The organism is uncultured Marivirga sp. (genome assembly GCF_963974845.1).
Classification (GTDB): Bacteria; Bacteroidota; Bacteroidia; order Cytophagales; family Cyclobacteriaceae; genus Marivirga; species Marivirga harenae.
The window spans coordinates 205,296-226,136 of record NZ_CAXBEQ010000007.1 but is presented as its reverse complement, the minus strand read 5'-3'; the positions used below and the strand labels follow the sequence as shown (position 1 = coordinate 226,136).

At 38.1% G+C, this 20,841-nt stretch carries 15 protein-coding genes; 7 read left to right on the top strand and 8 right to left on the bottom strand.

Annotated elements, in window-relative coordinates; translation table 11 throughout:
• The first annotated feature begins 4 nt into the window (after positions 1-4).
• From leuB to ilvA, 7 genes are all read left to right on the top strand, one after another.
• Positions 5-1,087: a 3-isopropylmalate dehydrogenase gene (gene leuB, locus AAC601_RS15810; RefSeq protein ID WP_340153788.1), complete on the top strand. Its 1,083-nt coding sequence runs from the start codon at positions 5-7 to the stop codon at positions 1,085-1,087.
• A gap of 166 nt (positions 1,088-1,253) precedes the next feature.
• Positions 1,254-2,144 carry a branched-chain amino acid transaminase gene (locus tag AAC601_RS15805; RefSeq protein ID WP_340153787.1) on the top strand — a complete coding sequence of 297 codons (891 nt, stop codon included), beginning with the start codon at positions 1,254-1,256 and terminating at the stop codon, positions 2,142-2,144.
• A complete protein-coding gene (gene ilvD, locus AAC601_RS15800) occupies positions 2,144-3,823 on the top strand; it encodes a dihydroxy-acid dehydratase (protein WP_303270537.1) in 1,680 nt (559 codons plus the stop codon). Before AAC601_RS15805 ends, ilvD begins: the two co-directional genes overlap by 1 nt.
• A 1-nt stretch (position 3,824) precedes the next feature.
• Positions 3,825-5,552, top strand: coding sequence for a biosynthetic-type acetolactate synthase large subunit (ilvB, locus tag AAC601_RS15795; protein ID WP_340153786.1), 1,728 nt, complete (start codon positions 3,825-3,827; stop codon positions 5,550-5,552).
• 102 nt (positions 5,553-5,654) lie between these two features.
• Positions 5,655-6,188: an acetolactate synthase small subunit gene (ilvN, locus tag AAC601_RS15790; RefSeq protein WP_340153785.1), complete on the top strand. Its 534-nt coding sequence runs from the start codon at positions 5,655-5,657 to the stop codon at positions 6,186-6,188.
• Positions 6,189-6,443: 255 nt separating this feature from the next.
• Complete coding sequence (ilvC, locus tag AAC601_RS15785; protein WP_340153784.1) at positions 6,444-7,490, top strand: ketol-acid reductoisomerase; 1,047 nt, start codon at positions 6,444-6,446, stop codon at positions 7,488-7,490.
• 458 nt (positions 7,491-7,948) lie between these two features.
• Positions 7,949-9,214 (top strand): threonine ammonia-lyase IlvA, encoded by a 1,266-nt coding sequence (gene ilvA / locus AAC601_RS15780; protein WP_340153783.1) that lies wholly within the window; start codon positions 7,949-7,951, stop codon positions 9,212-9,214.
• Between the two features lie 12 nt (positions 9,215-9,226).
• Here ilvA and AAC601_RS15775 read toward each other — a convergent pair whose 3' ends face one another.
• Genes AAC601_RS15775 through AAC601_RS15740 form a run of 8 tightly spaced genes read right to left on the bottom strand, consistent with a single transcriptional unit; the run spans position 9,227 to position 20,570 of the window.
• Positions 9,227-11,434 (bottom strand): MMPL family transporter, encoded by a 2,208-nt coding sequence (locus AAC601_RS15775; protein ID WP_340153782.1) that lies wholly within the window; start codon positions 11,432-11,434, stop codon positions 9,227-9,229.
• A 4-nt stretch (positions 11,435-11,438) separates the two neighbouring features.
• On the bottom strand, positions 11,439-12,974 hold the full coding sequence (locus tag AAC601_RS15770) for an AMP-binding protein (protein WP_340153781.1): 1,536 nt from the start codon (positions 12,972-12,974) through the stop codon (positions 11,439-11,441).
• Positions 12,974-13,984, bottom strand: a complete 1,011-nt coding sequence (locus AAC601_RS15765) for a hypothetical protein (protein WP_340153780.1) — start codon at positions 13,982-13,984, stop codon at positions 12,974-12,976. The genes AAC601_RS15770 and AAC601_RS15765 overlap by 1 nt, the downstream gene beginning before the upstream one ends.
• Positions 13,981-14,640, bottom strand: coding sequence for a hypothetical protein (locus AAC601_RS15760; protein ID WP_340153779.1), 660 nt, complete (start codon positions 14,638-14,640; stop codon positions 13,981-13,983). The genes AAC601_RS15765 and AAC601_RS15760 overlap by 4 nt, the downstream gene beginning before the upstream one ends.
• Entirely contained in the window at positions 14,637-15,725 is a 1,089-nt protein-coding gene (locus AAC601_RS15755; protein ID WP_340153778.1) for a DUF3419 family protein, read from the bottom strand. Before AAC601_RS15755 ends, AAC601_RS15760 begins: the two co-directional genes overlap by 4 nt.
• Positions 15,722-18,328: a PEP/pyruvate-binding domain-containing protein gene (locus AAC601_RS15750; RefSeq protein WP_303270527.1), complete on the bottom strand. Its 2,607-nt coding sequence runs from the start codon at positions 18,326-18,328 to the stop codon at positions 15,722-15,724. The genes AAC601_RS15755 and AAC601_RS15750 overlap by 4 nt, the downstream gene beginning before the upstream one ends.
• Complete coding sequence (locus AAC601_RS15745; protein WP_340153777.1) at positions 18,325-19,296, bottom strand: UbiA family prenyltransferase; 972 nt, start codon at positions 19,294-19,296, stop codon at positions 18,325-18,327. Before AAC601_RS15745 ends, AAC601_RS15750 begins: the two co-directional genes overlap by 4 nt.
• Positions 19,293-20,570 (bottom strand): hydroxymethylglutaryl-CoA reductase, encoded by a 1,278-nt coding sequence (locus AAC601_RS15740; protein ID WP_340153776.1) that lies wholly within the window; start codon positions 20,568-20,570, stop codon positions 19,293-19,295. Before AAC601_RS15740 ends, AAC601_RS15745 begins: the two co-directional genes overlap by 4 nt.
• Between the last annotated feature and the right edge of the window lie 271 nt (positions 20,571-20,841).

Sequence of the window (20,841 nt, the reverse complement as noted above, 5' to 3'; positions counted from 1 at the left end):
AAGCATGAACAAGAAAATTGCAATTTTAGCCGGAGACGGAATTGGTCCTGAAGTGACAGCTGAGGCAGTAAAAAGCCTGGATGCGATAGCAGAAGCTTTTGGTCATCAATTTGAATATAGCGAAGCCCTAATTGGAGCTGCAGCAATTGATGCTACAGGAAGTCCTTTTCCGGAAGCAACGGAAGAGAGTTGTAAGTCAGCGGATGCTATTTTATTTGGTGCTATTGGTGATCCGAAATATGATGATGACCCTCACGCAAAAGTGCGTCCGGAGCAAGGTCTTTTGAAAATGCGCAAAAACTTAGGTCTTTTTGCTAATGTCCGTCCAGTTAGTAGTTATGATGCCTTATTACCCATATCTCCTTTGAAAGAACATATCATTGAAGGAACTGACTTCGTGGTTTTTAGAGAATTAACGGGTGGGATTTACTTTGGTGAGCCAAGAGGACGTTCCGAAGATGGAAATACTGCTTTCGATTCTTGTGTTTATTCCAAAACTGAAATTGAAAGAATTGCGCATTTGGCTTTTAAGGCTGCAGAAAATAGAAGAAAAAAAGTCACATTGGTTGATAAAGCTAATGTTTTGGCTACTTCTCGTCTTTGGAGGGAAACAGTTAAAGAACTAGCAACACAATATCCATCAGTTGATTTAGACTTTATGTTTGTGGACAACGCAGCCATGAAAATTATTCAGAATCCTAAAGATTTTGATGTAGTGTTAACAGAAAATATGTTCGGAGATATTATTACCGATGAAGCATCTGTTATTTCAGGTTCTTTGGGCTTATTACCATCTGCTTCTTTAGGAACGAAAAGCAGCTTGTTCGAACCTATTCATGGTTCTTATCCGCAAGCAGCAGGAAAAGGAATTGCAAATCCATTGGGTGCCATATTGTCTGCAGCTATGTTGCTGGAATATGCTTTTGAGATGTTTGAAGAAAGTAATGCTATTAAAGAATCGGTTGCTAAATCGCTGGAAGAAGGATATGCTACTGAAGACATCCAAAAGGAAAATCCAAAGAGCACCCAAGAAGTAGGTGATTTTGTGGTAAAACAAATTAAAAAGCTGGTAACAGTTAATGCGTAATGAGAGAATTCGAAATCATAAATATTGTCATTATTAACATCAGCGTCATTTTTTTCAAAATGGCAAGATGAGCTTTTATCTAAATTGAAAAGATAGAAAGCCATCTTGCTCAAACAGGATGGCTTTTTCTTTAAAAAAATAAATGGAAATCTAAATCGAAACGGCTATGTATTACAATAATAAAACTCTGGTATTCCATAATGGCGATTGGCAATATGCCGAAGATGCCAAAACAAGTTTGTACGGTCAAACCTTGCACTACGGAAATGGGGTGTTTGAAGGTATTCGCGCTTATAAAAATGATGTGGGATTCAACATTTTCAAAGCCCATGAACACTATGAGCGATTGCATAAATCAGCAGATTTAATGCATATCAAAATGCCTTATTCTGTGGAGGAACTGGTAAGCATTAGCTATGAATTATTGGATAGGAATAATTTAACGGATGCATATATCCGTCCTTTGGTTTACTTGGGAGCTAATATGGCACTGCAGCCAACCGATGAAGTACATGTGTTCATCTGTGCATGGAAGTGGGAAAAGTATTTGGGGCATGATCCGATAAAAGCTAAAATATCATCTTATCAGCGTATTCATCCAGCATCACAGCATGTGGAAGCGAAAGTGGTAGGACATTATACCAATTCAATCTTAGCCACCACAGAAGCCAAAAAATTAGGATATGATGAGGCCATATTGTTGGATTTTTCAGGACATGTATCAGAAGGCTCAGGTGCCAATATCTTCATTGAGAAAAATGGTGAATTATTCACGCCTTCCAGAGGGACTATTTTGCCAGGAATTACCCGTCAAACTGTATTGGAATTGTGTAAAGAGCATGGCATAAAAGTAACCGAAAAGCCAATTTCTAAATCCCAACTTCTGGAAGCAGATACGGCATTTTTTAGTGGGACAGCCGCGGAAATAGCCCCTATAGCGCAAGTTAATGATACAGTTTTTCCATTGGCTTGGGAAGATTCTATAGGTCAGAGCATCTATCACATCTACCGACAAAAAGTATTGTTTAACGATTTACAAAATCAAACCATCATATAATGGCGAAAGAATTAAATCCATACAGTAAAGCAGTAACACAAGACCCGACTCAGCCTGCAGCTCAGGCTATGTTGCACGCCATTGGTTTATCTGATGAAGATTTGGAGAAGCCGCAAATTGGCATTGCTAGCACTGGTTTTGAAGGCAATCCATGCAATATGCATTTGAATGATTTGGCGGTGGAGGTCAAAAAGAGCATAAAATCTTACGACTGGGTCGGACTGATTTTCAATACAATTGGGGTTAGCGATGGTATTTCTATGGGCACTAACGGCATGCGTTATTCTTTGCCCTCCAGAGACATCATAGCTGATTCCATGGAAACGGTAGTGAATGCACAAGCTTATGATGCTATGATTGCCATCACGGGTTGTGATAAAAATATGCCCGGAGCATTAATTGCTATGGGTAGATTGAATCGGCCTTCACTGATTATTTATGGAGGAACTATTGCGCCTGGTTGTCATAATGGCGAAAAACTGGATGTAGTTTCTGCTTTTGAAGCATTGGGTAAGAAACAAGCCAATACTATTTCTGAAGAAGACTTTAAAGGAGTAGTAGCTAATGCCTGTCCGGGCCCTGGAGCTTGTGGAGGCATGTACACGGCCAATACCATGGCTTCAGCTATTGAAGCTTTAGGACTATGCTTGCCATATGGAGCATCAAATCCTGCTCAAAGTGAAGAGAAGAAGATGGAATGTGCAGACGCTGGTTTAGCGATTAAAAAATTAATTGAAAATGATTTAAAGCCAAGAGATATAGTCACCAAAAAGTCATTTGAAAATGCCATACGGTTGATTACAGTTTTGGGCGGATCGACCAATGCGGTATTACATTTGTTGGCTGTTGCCAATGCTTTTGAAATCGATTTAACATTGGAAGATTTCGCTCAAATCAGTTTAGAAACCCCTTATCTGGCGGATTTGAAGCCTTCTGGTAAATACCTGATGGAAGATCTTCATAAAAGTGGTGGGATTCCTGCAGTGATGAAAATGATGTTGGAGGAAGGGCTTCTTCACGGAGATTGCATGACTATAACAGGTAAAACTTTAGCTGAAAATTATAAAGATGTTCAAGGTTTAGGAGAGCAGCAAGACATCATTCATTCAGTGAAAAATCCTATCAAAAGCTCAGGCCACCTCAGGATTTTGAAAGGTAATTTAGCACCTGAAGGAGCTGTAGCTAAGATTACAGGAAAGGAAGGTGAGATTTTTGAAGGAAACGCAAGAGTTTACGATGGAGAATTTTTAGCTAATGCAGGAATAGCTAATGGAGAAATACAAGAAGGCGATGTAGTGGTAATCCGCTATGAGGGCCCGAAAGGTGGACCTGGTATGCCAGAAATGCTAAAACCAACAGCCGCCATTATGGGAGCAGGCTTAGGAAATAAAGTAGCACTCATTACAGACGGTAGATTCTCGGGAGGAACTCATGGTTTTGTGGTAGGACATATCAGCCCTGAGGCCTTTGACGATGGACCACTAGCTTTTGTAGAAGATGGAGACCGCATTAGAATTGATGCGATAGAAAACTCCATCAGTGTTTTGATAGATGAAAATGAATGGGCTGGACGTTTAAGAGGCAATCCAGAAAAGCCGGCCAGAAAACTTAGCGGGAGCTTGAAGAAATATTCCAAGCTGGTATCATCAGCATCTTTGGGATGTATAACCGATTTATAATATGGAAATAGTAGCCACGAAATCACAAAAAACCAAAATAAGCATGAGCGGTGCAGCGGCATTGGTGAATTGCCTTATCCGTGAAGGAGTAGAAACACTTTTCGGCTATCCCGGTGGTGCCATTATGCCTGTTTATGATGCTTTATTTGACCAAAAAGAAAAGATAAAACATATCATGACTCGTCATGAACAAGGGGCTACCCATGCTGCTCAAGGTTTTGCAAGAGTTTCGGGTAAAGTAGGGGTTTGTTTGGCTACTTCCGGGCCGGGAGCCACCAATTTAATCACAGGCTTGGCCGATGCGCAGTTGGATTCTACGCCTTTGGTTTGCATAACAGGACAAGTCCCTGGCAAAATGATAGGTTCTGATGCTTTTCAGGAAACCGATATTGTTAGTATATCTATGGCGGTTACCAAATGGAATATTCAGGTGACTAAAGCTAAGGATATACCTGCTGCTGTAGCAAAAGCATTTTACATTGCCCGAAGTGGAAAACCTGGGCCTGTTTTGGTAGATATCACTAAAGATGCTCAGTTTGAAAAAGCGGAGTTTGAGGACTATGAAACTTGCGATCAAATAAGGAGCTATGTGCCCAATCCTAAATTAAACGAAGAGGCATTAGATCAAGCAGCTGCACTGATCAATTCTGCTAGGAAGCCATTGATTCTTTTCGGACATGGAGTCCTTTTATCTAATGCAAAAAAGGAGTTTGAAGATTTTGTAGAAAAAACAGGCATTCCTGCAGCCTGGACTATCATGGGATTGTCAGCACTTCCAACAGCTCACCCTTTAAATGTAGGTATGCTGGGAATGCACGGAAATTACGCTCCCAATATTCTGACCAATGAATGTGATGTTTTGATTGCAGTGGGAATGCGCTTTGATGACAGAGTAACAGGTGATGTAAGCAGATATGCAAAGCAAGCAAAGGTCATTCACTTAGAAATTGATCCTGCTGAAATTAATAAAAATGTGGAGGTTCATGTGCCAATATTGGGAAACTGTAAAGAATCATTACAAGCATTATCAGAGCGGGTTAATGAAAATCAACACAATAAATGGTTAACTAAATTTAATGAACTGAATGCTGAGGAGGAGGAAAAAGTAATTAAAGATGAATTAAATCCTCAGGCCGATGAACCGATGAGCATGGGGGAGGTGATTAAACATATCTCCAATATTTCAAGGGGCAATGCCATCATCGTAACAGATGTGGGGCAACATCAGATGGTAGCTCAGCGCTATTATCAATATGCCAATTGGAAAAGCAACGTTACCTCTGGTGGATTGGGTACCATGGGTTTTGCACTTCCGGCAGCCATTGGGGCAAAATTTGCGGCTCCACACCGTCAGGTAATTGCTGTGATTGGAGATGGTGGTTTTCAAATGACCATACAGGAGTTGGGCGTGATTTTCGAAACCAAAGTGGATGTTAAAATTCTATTATTGAATAATGAATATCTGGGAATGGTAAGGCAATGGCAAGATATGTTTTTTGAAAAGCGCTACTCCTCTGTGGATATGGTCAATCCCGATTTCCAAATGATAGCAAAAGGCTATGGAATTGAATCGGAAAAAGTAACAGAAAGAGAGAAATTGGAAGACAGTATTCATAGTTTTTTATCTCATGAGGGAAGCTACCTATTGGAAGTAATGGTAGGGAAGGAAAATAATATTTTCCCTATGATTCCAACTGGGGCGTCAGTTTCAGAGATTAGACTGGAATGAAATAAAGAACCTAGAAACAAGAACCTAGAACCTAGAAATAAAAATCTGAAATTCAGACTTCGTTGTCTAGATTCTAGAACCTAGTATCTAAAAATCTACATTATGAAAGAACAGTTCACCATATCAATTTATACAGAGAACCTGATAGGTATTCTGCACAGGGTAACCACTATTTTCACTCGTAGACATATCAATATTGAGAGTATTACAGCTTCAGAGAGCGAAGTAAAGGATATTCATCGCTATACTATTGTGGTTAGTTCTGAGGAGGATAAAATCAAAAAAATCGTGAAGCAGATTGAAAAGCAAGTGGATGTATTTAAAGCTTTTTATCATAAAAATGATGGGATAGTCTATCAGGAGATGGCTTTATACAAAATGCCGACCAAATTACTATCCCAGACAAAAGAGGTGGAATACATAGTAAGAAAGCATCATGCTAGATTATTAGCAGTGGAGCCTGATTTTACCATTATTGAAAAGACAGGCTTCAAAGAGGAAACGCAAGAGCTTTTTGAGCAATTAAAGCCTCATGGCATTCTGGAATTTGTTCGGTCTGGAAGGATTTCCATTTCTAAACCGATGAAAGAATTTCAGGAGTATTTCACTGAAGTGGAAGAAGCCTCTAGGCTTTAATTACGAATTACGAATAAGGTCAGTACCGAAGGTCGGACGGGAAGCCCCCTAGCCCCCAAAGGGGGGATGAGTGAGTGCTAAGTTGGAAGGTAGTCAAAGAAGAAATTGCTTTGAGTGGCAATATTGAAAAATAGCTTTTGTCGACTGAATAAGTAGAAGGCTTATGATTGTCAACTTAGCGAAGAAAAGTAAGTAACAGAATAAAATATTAAACCCGTCTAGGTTCTAAAATCTAGACTCTAAAATCTAATAAAAATGGCAAAACTAAAATTTGGAACAGTAGAAGAAGAAGTCGTAACACGACAGGAATTCCCATTAGCGAAAGCGCAGGAAGTATTGAAAGATGAAACGATTGCCGTCCTTGGGTATGGAGTTCAAGGCCCAGGTCAAGCATTGAATTTGAAGGATAATGGATTCAATGTAATTGTAGGGCAACGAAAAGGTTCAAAGAGCTGGGACAAGGCAGTTGCTGACGGCTGGGAACCAGGTAAAACGCTTTTTGAGCTGGAAGAAGCTGCTGAAAAGGGGACTATTCTGCAGTATTTATTATCCGATGCAGGCCAAATTGCACAATGGGAGATGGTGAAAAAGCATCTGAGCCCAGGCAAAGCACTCTACTTCTCTCACGGTTTTGGTGTGACTTATAAAGATCAAACAGGGATAATACCACCGAAAGATGTAGATGTTATCTTAGTGGCCCCTAAAGGATCAGGTACCAGCTTAAGAAGATTATTTGTAGAGGGAAGAGGTTTGAATTCCAGCTTTGCGATTCATCAGGACTCTACCGGGAAAGCCTGGGAAAGATGTGTGGCCTTAGGAATAGGCGTAGGCTCAGGTTATTTATTTCAAACCAATTTCCAAAAGGAAGTTTACAGTGATTTAACTGGAGAGAGAGGAAGTTTGATGGGAGCAATTCAAGGATTATTTGCTGCGCAATATGATTTATTGCGCAAAAAAGGGCATTCACCGTCAGAAGCTTTCAATGAAACAGTAGAAGAAGCTACACAATCTTTATATCCATTGGTGGCTGAAAACGGAATGGATTGGATGTACGCTAATTGCTCCACAACAGCGCAACGTGGTGCATTAGACTGGTGGAAGAAATTCAGAGATGCTGTAAAGCCTGTTTTTGAAGAATTATATGATTCGGTTGAGACAGGGAATGAAGCAAAATTGACCATCACCGCCAATGAAAAAGCTGATTACAGAGTGGAATTAGAAAAGGAATTGGATGAATTGAAAAATTCTGAAATGTGGCAAGCCGGTGCTGCTGTCAGAAAGCTAAGACCGGAAAATGCATAAAATATTTAATAATTTATTTTAGGTCGTTGGCTATCAGTGGCATCAATTATTTTAGTGAACATTGCCTTAAAGAATAAAAATGAACATGGATGTCCCTATCGGGATGACTATAATGCTATAAAGTTAAGGGAATTACTTTGTCGATTTTTTTCGCTTTAAGCGAAAAACCTATTGTTTTCTTTTGCCTCTGTTGTGGTTAAAAATAAATCTCGTTAGTATCTACTAATGTCAGCAAATTCCTACCACAAAGGAGGCAATAGAACACAAAGGAAAATAACCAAGGTTATTTTTTAGGCTGACAGTAAATGATATACTTCAAGCATAACTTAGTAGCATTCGTGATCCTTATGACCTTATTGATTTTTTATTCATGATAAAGTAGAATCTACCCGGCCTGAGGGTTGAAGTATCAATAAAAAAAGTAAATATTATTTCATTTAGCAATTTATATCTGAAAGATGTCTGAAACCCTAAAAGCGTACTACCCAAAAATAGAAGCCATACAAAGTGCAGCGCAGAAACTAAAAGGTGTGGCACTTCAAACCCCTTTGACACCGAATTTAGGTTTATCAAAAGAGTTTGATGCTAATATTCAGTTCAAAAGGGAAGATTTACAACCCGTAAGGTCTTATAAGATTAGAGGTTCCTACAATAAGATTAGCAGTCTAAGTCGTGCAGAATTAGATAAAGGCATTGTTTGCGCTAGTGCTGGGAATCATGCACAAGGAGTGGCTTTTTCTTGCAAAAAATTGGAAGTGAAAGGCAGGATTTTCATGCCCGCACCCACTCCAAAACAGAAGATTGCTCAGGTAGAAATGTTTGGAGAAGATTTCGTGGAGATAGAATTAGTGGGCGATACTTTTGATGACGCTTTTCATGCCGCACAGGAATATCAGGAAAAATCTGGGGCTGTATTTATTCATCCTTTTGATGACCCTAAAGTGATTGAAGGACAAGGAACAGTCGGGCTTGAAATCTTACAACAAGCAGAAAGCCCAATTGATTATCTCTTTTTGCCAGTGGGTGGTGGAGGTTTGTCGGCTGGGGTGAGTAGTGTTTTTAAGGCACTTTCACCACAAACCAAAATTATAGGAGTAGAACCGGCAGGAGCACCAGCCATGAAAAATTCTATAGAAAAAGGAGTGAATACGGCTTTAAAGCAGATTGAAAAATTTGTGGATGGGGCAGCAGTCAAAAAAGTGGGAGATTTGAATTTTGAAATCTGCAGGCAAAATTTGACTGAAGTGATCACGGTGGAGGAAGGTAAAGTTTGCGATGTGATTTTGCAATTGTATAATAAAGATGCCATAGTTGCCGAACCCGCTGGGGCATTATCCATTGCCGCATTGGATCATTATGCAGATGAAATCAAAGGCAAAAATGTGGTTTGTGTTTTGAGCGGCAGTAATAATGACATTACCAGAACTGAAGAAATTAAAGAAAGAGCCCTGCTCTACAAAGGCTTAAAGCATTATTTTGTGGTGAAATTCCCACAAAGAGCTGGGGCTTTAAAGCAGTTCGTAGTGGAGGTGTTAGGACCCGATGATGATATCAGTCATTTTGAATACACCAAAAAGAATTCCAGAGAAACGGGTTCGGCAGTAGTGGGAATTGAATTAAAAAACTCTGCTGATTTTCCTCAACTATTGAAAAATATGAAGCAGCTTGGTTTTTATGGTGATTATCTGAATGACAAGCAGTATTTATTGGATTTGGTGGTTTAGCTCACTAGTATTTTACTTTTTAGCAAACTTAAACAACAAAACAGGAAAGAGAAAAAGTTGGCTAATAACTGCCACTAATACCGCGATAGAAATCAGTAAGCTAAAATAGAATACAGTGTTTAGGGAGGCAAATATCATAGAGCCGAATCCAAGAAATAGGAGCAAACTACTGATTATAATGGCTTTGCCTACCCATTTTAAGGTGCTGTCAATAGCTTCTTCAATTGATTGGTTTTTTCCTCCTTTATTTTTCAAAAAGTTGTGTACGAAATGTATGGTGTCATCTATGCAAATACATAGGATAATTGCCGCTAAACTGGCGGTAGCCGTATCCAAGTTAATATTAAACCAACCCATTACGCCAAATACCACCAATACAGGAAGTAAATTTATGGAAGTGGCTAGTACGGCTAATCGGATCCTTTTGACAATCCACCAAAGGAGTACGAAGACCATTATAAAAGCAAGTACCAAACTGTAAACTTGTGTTTTGATCACAAAAGTGATAATAGAGGCGTACATGGGTTGATAGCCTGCTACTGAAACTTGGGTATTATTATCAAAATGCTGATTTGCTAAATCATTTATCTGATTAATTTTTGCAGTCATTTCATTTGCTGATAGCATTTTAGTAAAGAATGTGACCCTGTAAGTATTTGATTCTTCGTGATTAAAACTTTGAAAGAGATCTGTATAGTGCTTTTTCAATTGCAATTCGGTTCTGTTTACCAAGCCTTTACTTTCAATAGCCTGTCGCCATTTTTCTTTGTATTCCCTTTTAAATGCGGTTTCAAATAATGTGTGAAAACCTAAAGTCCTTTCAATGCCATTTATGGAGTGATTGACTTCATCTGTCCAGTCAATCGTGCTTTGAATTAGCTTATTTTGATTTCCACCTGTGGCAGTGATGAGATATTCAATTGGAAGATAGGCTCCATAAATATCTTCTATAATTTTATTGTCTTGATATACCTCATGATTTTGAGGAAAATATCCCAGAGTATCTGAGTTAGTTTTAATTTGAATTAAGCCCAAAAGTGATACTAGTACAATTAGAGAAGCAATAATTAAGATGGATTTTTGATTTTTGGATGTAAAGAACTGACTTCTTGGGATGAGCTTTTCAAATGGAAAATATCTTCTATGAATTTTGATGTAGGGTAAAAAAATAGGAGCAAGCAAGAAACTAAATAGCAATGAAAAGAATATTCCAATGGCGGCATACAATCCAAAATCTTCTAAAATGGACATTGGACTTACGTAAAGTGCTAAAAAGCCTGCCATTGTGGTCAAACTGGTGAAAAGACATGGTTTTATGGCTGATCTCATAGCAGATAGCCCGCTTTTGTCTGAAGCCATGTATTTTTGATGCTGGTTGACAATATGCACGATATCCATCACACCCAAGAGGCTAATAATAATGGGAATTAAGCTGCTCATCAAATTGAGTTGTAAATCCACCAATCCGTATAGACCGAGCGTAAAACAATTGGCAAGAATGATCACTAATAATACATAAAACAGAATCGAAAGCTGTCTGTAAATGATGATGGTTAATAAGAATATGATTGCGTATGCGATTCCTAAAAATAGTGCAAATTCTTTTTCGGAAAGTTGATTCAAGGCATTATAGATCACTCCAATTCCTGCGAAATGTAGCTTGTCATTATCAAAATATTGGAAGCTTAAGCCTTTAACTTCTGCAATGAAATCAGCTCTTTCGGCTTCGTAATTTTCATATTTTTTTGGCTGTATTAAAATGGCCGCTGCCGTCTGGTCTTGATTAAATAGAATATCACCCAGAGCCGGATTCATTTCTAGAATCTCCTTTCTTTTGTCAATCGTAAATTTTGGCTCTTGAAATCTGCTGAACTGGTTAATCCCAAAAGTATTGCTATTCGGTATTTTTAGATTTGTGGGACTAAATACCTTTTCTACTCTGTCTAGTTTTTCAATGGAATCAGTAAGCTTTTCAAGATTATTTAGAAACTCCTGATCTAATACACTTTTTTCGTTTTTAAGTAGGATGAATAGTAGTTCATCATTACCAAACTTGTCTTGAAACTCATAATACTCAGCTAACTGCAGGTCATCTTCCAGAAACCAGATGCTCAATCGATTATCCACTTGCACTGCCTTTTCAATACCTGACCATAAAAAAGGAATGATTGCAAAAGCAATTAAGAGGGAAATCCAACGATATTTAATGAGCCAATGCATTTTATCAGTTGAGTTTACTAGCCAACATATTTTTCAGTTTTTTGTATTCAATTTTTGAAAAATGGCGAGGGTCTCTAGGAATTTTCTTTACAAAATACACCTCATCAATACCTTCAATCGCCATTATTTCAGGAGTTACTTTTTCTATGTCTCCCTTAGATTGAGCTTCTATGACTGCATAATTCTTATCCTTTATGCTAAGAATGGTCCCAGCATTGACTCCATCTATCGATGTTAGAATCTGTTCATAAAGAAAGGGTGAAATATAGCCGGATTCATTTTCAATCATAGCATTACAAGGCCCTGTCAGATATAATTCATTGCCGATTTTAAATCCACTATCTCCAGTTCGATGCCAACATACATCTTCGACCCAGATTTTCTGCCTTTCCATAGCCTCCGGATTATTCACATATTCTTTTAAAACATGGGAACCTGAGACTATGATTTCTCCAATTTTCTGGTCCTTCAGACTATTTGTTCTAAGCTCATCTGAATTTTGTATTTTGATATTTTCTTCTTTTATAGGAATTATCAGGACCTTTGCTGCGGTATCTATTGAACCGACATAAAGCCCCTTGTCCTTTGCTATATTTCGCGTGGCTAAATCTAGAGCATTTACACTGCTTATAGGTTCTGCTTCGGTTGAGCCGTATAAAATTTTTGAAGTAGAATTTGGGAATGCCTGGACATAAGTTTTTGCTTCTTCAGGAAATACTGCCGCTCCTCCAGTGAATATCCGTTTAATATTTTGGATAGGTACATTGTGTTCAATCGCATACTGAGCTAGCTTAAAAATGAAATAGGGAGAGGAAGCAATACTTGCCACTTGATGCTTTTCTATCTGTGCAATTACCTTTTCAGCTTTCAAGCTTTCGGGTTTTGAAGCTTTAAAATCAGCAATTACAGAAGTGATCCCTTTGCCCAGGTTTATCATTAAAACGATGGGTAAAACAGGCATATCGACCTTGGAAATTTCAGGATCAATTTTCTTTTCCAATACTGAAAATTGCGCTTTTAGAAAGCCATGCGTTCTTTTAGCGGCTTTAGGTGTGCCACTACTGCCGGTAGTGAATGTGATGAGCGCGGTGTCATTCACATTCGTTGAGATATTTTTTGCAGGAATTCCGTAGTCTTTGTAAGCTACCCCTAACTTGATAGGAATTTTCCGTATTTCAGAAGAAAAGAAGGTCAATATCCTGGCTTTTCTTATTCCGATAAAGGCCGTGCATTCTGCAATTTTGCAACATAAGTTCAGCCTTTTAAAACTTACCCATCCGTCTAAAAATACGGCTGTGGCGCCAATTTTAAATAGTGCCAAAACGATTCGGTAAAGATTAATTCCCATCGGGACAAAGACCAGTACGCGATCACCTTTTGAAATTCCTTTTTGCTGAAAATAGCTGGCAGTTTTATCAATTTCTTGAGCCAATTCTGCAAACGTGATCTGATGATTTTTCTCAATAATGGCTATTCGGTCAGGGTGCCTTTTGGAAGCATCTGCAAAAAGTGAAACGATGTTGAATTGGCCAGCTTCCATCAGAGTTCTTTTGCATACAGAAAGTAGCGATTTATAGGTTTTCCCGCAAATTTGGTGGAGATACTGGAAGAATTCGCATCTTCGTCCATTAAAGCATGGATTATGGATTTGTAGCCGTCTTTTTTAGCTTTTCGATATAACAAACTGCCCATTAATTGACCCAGTCCTCTCCACTTCGGGTTAGGATGGCGAGCTATGGTTTTAATAATTAATCGTTTTTCTGCAGGATTCAGGTGATCATCCAAGCAAAAGAAAAAAGCTAGGAAATTCCCGTCTTCATCCTCAGCGATGCAGGTGTATTCTTGATTAAGAATTTTTTCAGTGCTCATATATTTTTGTACAAATTCTTCTTTTTCTAGAGGCGTAAATAAAAAATTTTGAGCAAAGGCTTGGTGAACTAACTCGTGCAATTTTTTAAGATCGCCAGCAAAATCAGTCATATTGATGGGGCGAACATTCACTTTTAATGATTTTTGTAATTCAATCAGCTCATTTTCAGGTTCTAAAGAATCTGTCGGGATTTCTTCCACCAGCTTACTATTGTAATTCCTGATAGGATGAAAACCTGCCTCTAAAAAGTGTTTTTGATAATAATTCAGGTGATGAGGTTCCAAAAAGAATGGGGAATTGATGTTTTCCGCAAAACGGTATGTGCCCCATGTACTCCCGTTCATTGGACCCAAAAGGAATTTTGCTCCTAACTTTTTGGCGTCTTCAGAAACTTGATCAAATAAAATTTGTGCTGCTTTCGGGTGATCTTCGGCTTCATAATTTCCGATGCAACACGTTGGTTGGTTTTGAAAATTTAAATTAGGGTTTTGGTATAAAGCGGCTCTTGCAAGAAGATTGTTTTCCTCTTCCACTCCATAAATGGCAATCAAATTCTTAAAATCAAAGTCTTCCGGAACCTTCCATTTGGGACTTTCCTCGGGATAAATACCTTTTGGGAAATTATAGAATCTGTTGAATTCAGCCGATTCGGGAGATATTTTTTTGATTTTAAGACTCATAAAATGAATTTTAATATAATGATGACTATTAGTGGGATGCTGAGGTTGTCAAATCCTTTTCCGCTAATGGTTTCAGTCAAACTAGATAAGACAGCCACTACAGCGCTGTATAGAATTATATTGAATGTATTGAGATTCGTCAGCATCCACATCAAAATGCATGATAAGATCAGGCAAGATCCCATAAAACCAAGAGTTCCTGAAAGCGATTTGCTGCCTCTTTTGTATTTGCCAAAAGGCTTTCTTTTTCCCGCTAAGGCCGCTATAGGATCACAAATAGCTAAAGTTAGAATAGGCAGGTAGAAAAAAAGTATTTCTTGATTGAAGCTGTCATAAGCATAGAAGCAGCCGTAAACTGATATCGGATATAATAGGCTTCCATAAGAGGTGCGATCAATAGCATTAATCGATTGCAGAAAATTGAACCGCATGCTTAAACTCAGGAGTAATAAGAAGCTGCTGCTAAGTAGTAAAACAGACCAATGGCTAGTCAGTAGAATTGGAAATAGTAGGGTGATGATTCCGGTACCGATATGTGCGATTTTTCGGGTGAGTTCGCCTTTCCATTTGAAGCAATGGTACAATAATTCAGTCATTCCAAATAGGAAAAGAAATGATACTGCAAGTAAAGAAATCGCAATCAAATCTACTTTCATTTCCGTTGCTCTATGAGTATTTGGTGATAGAAAAAGCCTTTGTCTTTTTGCGTTAAATTATCTGACAATGAAGCTTGAATTGCTAAATCCCTTGGAAATTCTTTAGATAACTGTCGGGTTACCATCAAATTCCAATAAGCCATAGTGCCTACTTTTTTTAATCCATTGATTAATTCTTTACCAGTATTTTGAAATGTTTCTACATCCATATATTCAAATATGTTGGACAAATTCATATAGTCAAATTTATCATATTGACCTATTGCATCTTGTGCATATCCCTCAAAAAGCTTTAAGGCACCCAAATTTCTTTTGATGTTCTCATAATTTTCTTCTCTCAGGTAATACGGTAAATGGACACCGAATTCTCCTGTTAAGTTGTAGTTTAGAATGAAATTCTGTTGAGCGCTTTGGGATTGCAATTGCACTTCCGCCTTACGGAAAATATATTCTGCTACGGGAATTTCAACTTGCTTTAAGAATTCAGGATCTCTTCCGAATTTTCCCATTATGGCTTTACTAAAGAATAGCTTGAATAGCATTCGCCACCGCCAGCTATTCCATTTATTTTTATAAAAATCTATTTGTGCCAATTCAGACTTTTCTTGAAATAGCTTTTGGATTGTTTTTTTGGAGTGAATCAGTGGAAGTATTTTTTGGCTGAACAATTGGAAATACTGTTCAAATTTCCCCTGATGAATAATTCCACGCTGGATTTCATTCGACAATTGGTCAAAATAGGATCTAGCCTCCGCACTTAGCTGGGATTGTAATTGAGCATAGGTTTCTAATCGTTTTTTATCAGAATGGAAACCTAAAAACTGCAAGCATTCTTCGCGTTCCAAATTTTTGATGGCCACCTTTTTTAATTCGCATAAGTGTAATTGTGATTTGCTGAGATCAACTGCTAGCAGTAGCTCGGGATCAGTGGAAAGTAAAGCAAAGCTATTGTCTCCTGCAGAGGCAATGGACAAAATTTTACTGCCCGCTTTGGGATTTAGTCCTTCCAAGAGAATATCGGCATCTTCCCAGCAATTAGCATAGCGGATTTTACTGAAGTCAACTTTTTCAACAGCCTTGCTCATTTTGATTCAAGGATTTTAATAATACCTGAGCTTCCGTCCATCAGCACTTCATCTCCAGATTTTAATTGCTTCAGTAATCCTGAAACACTAACGATACATGGAATCCCCATTTCTCTGGAGACAATAGCAGAATGACTCAACAAACTTCCTCTTTCCACTATGATCCCCGAAGCCGATGGGAATAATGTAACCCATCCCGGGTCGGTGCTGGACGTGACCAAAATATCTCCATTTAAACTATCAACTTCCTGCGGATGATTTACTTTTCTGACTTTTGCCCTGACTTTTCCAGGGCAACATCCAATTCCTTTTAGTTCACCGTCAATTGTACTCTCTTCCTCTTGCCCGGCAATCTCACTGCTATATACTATTCCATTTGTAGCAAATCTTTCAGGTGGCGGATCCTCTTTTTCGAATTTTGCATATTCGGCTTTTCGGATCGCGATGTTTTCCTTTAAATCAGTAAATACTCCTCTTCCTTCAATAAATCCCTCTATTTCCGCTTTGGTCAAATAGAAGATATCTCGTGGATGAGTGATTAAATCTTCCTCATAAAAACGATTTCCAATAGTTGAGAATAACTTACGCACAATGCCAAACGCTCTGGTTCTTTCATAGCGCAAGTTTTCCCTGCCGCTTACCATTTGTCGGGTTTTAGTCAAAATATATTTTAACCACCATTTTTTGATTGGCTTGAATTTTAGCTTCGATTGAATTTCTTTTTCAGCATTGGTTCGCAACTCTTGCTCAAGATTTCCGGAAGTAGATTTGACTGAAATATTTTGATTGACATAGGACTGCAAGATCTTGATTAGTTGCTCTGGAGCCTGCTCATAGGATAAGGTTTCGAGCTTCAATTCGCCCACACATCTTTCTCCAAAATCATGGATATATTCATCAATTTGATTTCGAAGGCTAATGATATTTGCGTCATTCTCTTCTGCTTGCAATTTTTGCCATACCTTTTCTGGAGCATCACTGAAAAATACTTTTAAACCCTCATTTTGATTAATGAAAGTTGCAATAGCAATGCTCCTGTGGATCGGCTGAGTGGAGATGATATCCGCACTTCCGCACAGCAAATCATTATGAATGTTGGGATTTTCGCTTTTCAAATATTTGACTGTGCTTTTTTGCAACATGCCAAACCAAATCATGGCAAAAAAATCATTCAGCAAAGGAGCTTTCCATTCGTTGAGTAATTTTTTCTCAAAATCCAGATATAAACTCAATAATTCAGATGCAGATTTATTTTTATAGTCAATGGATTTATACTTGCTGATAGTTTCTTCCAATAATTGCATGAATTCTGCCCGTTTTTTGGGCAGCGAAAACATGCGCTGAAGCATTTTAAATACTGTTTTGACAATCGACCAATAGGCTTGACCTTTTGAGATAATATAGTCTTTAGGAATGTCAAAGCGCTCTTTAACTCCCATCATGGTTTCCATGTAGCGTGCATTCAAACTGTAGCCGGGCAACATGGCCAACATCAAATACCAGGTTTTTAGATTATAATATACTCTGCCTCTTATTAAACCTAATGTGTTTTTAAACACTTGCTGGTTTTTAGCAATTACTTTGGGATCAACGCCCATATAAGCACTGAAAAGCTGATAGGCCTGTTGATAGGATTGACTTATAAATGAAAAAGTCAAAGGTGTGGTCACTCCGGGATAAGATTCAATAATGTTGCTATTGTCCCAGAGGATATAGTTTTCTGCAATAGTTTTTTGCTTTCCTGTTGTAATCGGTCTGCTTTGCAATATATATAAGCTTCCATTTCGATAGGCGAACTCTATATCCTGTGGGCCGCTAAAACTCTCTTTTAGTTGGGCAAGCGTTGCTGAAATTTCTAATATGTGATTTTGTTCTAATGTAGTCTGACTTTGTTTATTTTCATCTAGTGCTACTTTTTTTAACCCCTGACCTGCTTCATGATCGACTATTAACTGATGTGTTTTTTGAGCTAATTCTGTTTTGATGCCTTCTGAACTAATGTGAAACATATCAGCATTCAATTGCCCAGAAACCAAGCCTTCACCAGCACCAAATACAGCATTGATGACTTGTTCATTTTCATCACCATTGGCAGGGTTGGCGCCAAAAGCAACTCCTGAAACATCTGCTTCCACCATTTCTTGCAAAATAATGGCTATGGATAGATCCTTATTTTTGATGCCTTTTGAATTCATATATTGCTGAATCCGTTCGGAATAGGCAGATTGCCAGACTTTTCGAATGGCAGATTGGATTTCTGTCACAGGAACATACATAATGCTTTCAAATAAGCCAGCAAAGGAGTATTCCTTTCCATCTTCTATGGTAGCGGAAGAACGTACTGCTAACAGTGTGTTTTCATCAAAATGAGAATTAATTTCACTAATGATTTCATTTGAAAATTGATACTGCTGAATGTTATTGATGATGGATTCTGTACTTGTTAAGTTTTCCTTGATCGATGCCTGCAGTTCATCTGCAGGCAGAATAATAAATTTTGGGACTTGAAAACCTTGGTTTTTGAGCTTTAATAAATTAGTGCCTTTTCCTCCTGTTTTATCTAAATCAATTTGATCAATATCGTTTTCAGTGATGATGTTCATAACTCACCGATTAAACGTGAAATCATCGGGCCAGCTCCCAAAATAAGGTACATGGCAATGGTCCAAATGGCAGAAGCATGTTCAATGAATTTTGCTGTTTTAGCATCTTTTTTTCCTAAAAAAAGGAAAGCCGGGAAAAGACAAATCATAAATACAAACAATAAAATCATATAGATTTCCATGCTATAATTTGCAAAATAGGAAGCAGCAAAACTGAGCAGAAGCGTAGCAAACAACACCACTATCCATAAATAAATGGCTTTCGGAATTCCCAGCATGGAAGTGTAGGTGAGTACACCCTCCGATTCTTGCTCTGGAGTTCTTATTTTTCTGCCTACTTCCAATACAATTCCGTTCATATAAGATACTGCAAAGAAGAAAAGTAATCCGACTGGAGCTTGAACACCGGCTACAAACCAATCAAAGCCGCTTGCATAAACATCTATAAATGGAATAATGAACATATGAGAGGTGACATACCAGAATTGATGCTTTTTCAACCATTCAGGAATGAAAAATTCTTTTGTCATCAATAACAAATAAATAATGACTCCAGCATATAAAAGCAACATCTTCGGAAAGAAAACAGTATTGATGATGATTTGAGCTATAAAAACAAGCCAGCCGATAATCGCTAATTCTTTCAATGAAATCAGTCCCCTTGGAACTGGCAATTCCTGTCGAAATTTTGCGTCATCTTTTGCATCTTTAAATTCATCTAAAATTCGGACTAAAAGGAAGAGGGTAATGGTAGTGAAAATTCCTAGTAAATATTTTTCCGTGCTGACAAAGCCTTCAGCACCACGGCTGATTCTTGAGTAGGAGATGGCTGAAAAACTAAATACAGCCACTAAAATACCATGTCCTAAAATTGGGAAACGTTCTTTTTGATCGATATACAATCTCTTTAAAAATGAGGCTTTGTTTTCCGCTTCTTTACTGTGTTCATTGATGATATAACCACTCATTTTGTTCTTCCTAGTTTTTGGTGCGCAGCTGTAAAATGACCAACCGATAGTGCGGCCGCAATAGATAATTCTCCAGCTAAAACAACAGCACCACAGATTTCAGCAAATTTTCTAGCCTTACCTTCTCCATAGCAGTCCATTAATTCTAAGCACTCTTTTTGAGTAGGCAGACCGGTTCCGCCTCCAATGGTACCTACAATTAAATTAGGTAAAGTGACACTAGCATACAAATTGCCACTTTCATTTACCTCCATTCGCGTCACGCCAACTGCGGCTTCTGCAATGCATGCAACATCCTGACCTGTTGCTAAAAACAGGGCTGTTAGACCATTGGCATAATGACCTTGCGCCCCAATGGCACCACTTTGAATGGTTCCCAAGGTGGAGGTTTTCCAATATTCTTCCATCTCTTTCGGGCTGCTCTTCAGTACATCTCTAACTATAGACTCTGGCAAGGTAATTTCCGTTGTAACTTTTTTGCCCCTTACACTCGAGAATGATAGAGAAGTAGCTTTTTTATCTCCGGAGTAGTTGCCTTCTACGTACCATTTAAGAGGTTTAATAGGACTATTTGCTAAAATGAATTGGCAAATATGATCCGTACAAATGGTTACCATATTCTGTCCTGATGCATCACCCGTTTCAAATTCAAAAGTCAAAATGAGGTGGTTGCCTTCTATATTGGAGCTTATATCCTGCAATTGAGCAAATCGACTACTTTTTTGGACTAACTTATGGAAATGAGCAGTTTGCTCATAAAACCAAACCAAAAAGCTGCCCAAATCTCCTAGATTATCAAATTTAAAAACAGGAGATCTTTTGACCGATTCAATTAGGCAAATAGATGTAGCGCCTCCAGCCAGCGTACATGCTTTTGCCCCTCTTTGGTAAGAAGCTACTAAGGCACCTTCGGTTGTAGCAAGCGGGACATAAAAATCGCCTTGAGCTACTGATCCCACTACTCTCAGTGGGCCTATCATTCCGGTTGGAAGCTGAATGCAGCCTATAAAATTTTCAATATTTCCCCTGAAATCTTCTGCGGTAATCTTCTCGCTTTCTTGAAATAAATTTTCAGGATTTCGCTGTAAATAATCTTTGATGAAGGCTTTTCTTTTTGAAGAGCCTTCATCGCTTAATGGGAATTCAATAGGGAAATACTGATGGTCTTCTACAGTTCCTGATTTATTCTTCACCTTTTTTATCAGCTCTGGAATGTCATGGAGCATATTTAAGGTTTGGAGTGCCTTTTGGGTTCTTTTGCTAGATGAAGACATAAGTCGATATGTTGGTTCGTTTACGTAAAAATCTAAGACTACTGGTTCAAGAATAATTGTATATAAAATATTCTATTTGATGTTTATTTTTTTATGACTAATCAAATAGGCCTGATTTCAACTAAGTAAATGTAATTTATTCCACTAATAAATCATATTTCAATTTGAAAATTTTACTGATGTATATAATCTAGGTGTAGACCTATAATTTAATAGTACCTCTATTTAACTGATTGATCTTTTAGCAAACATTTCTATGCTTAATTCAATT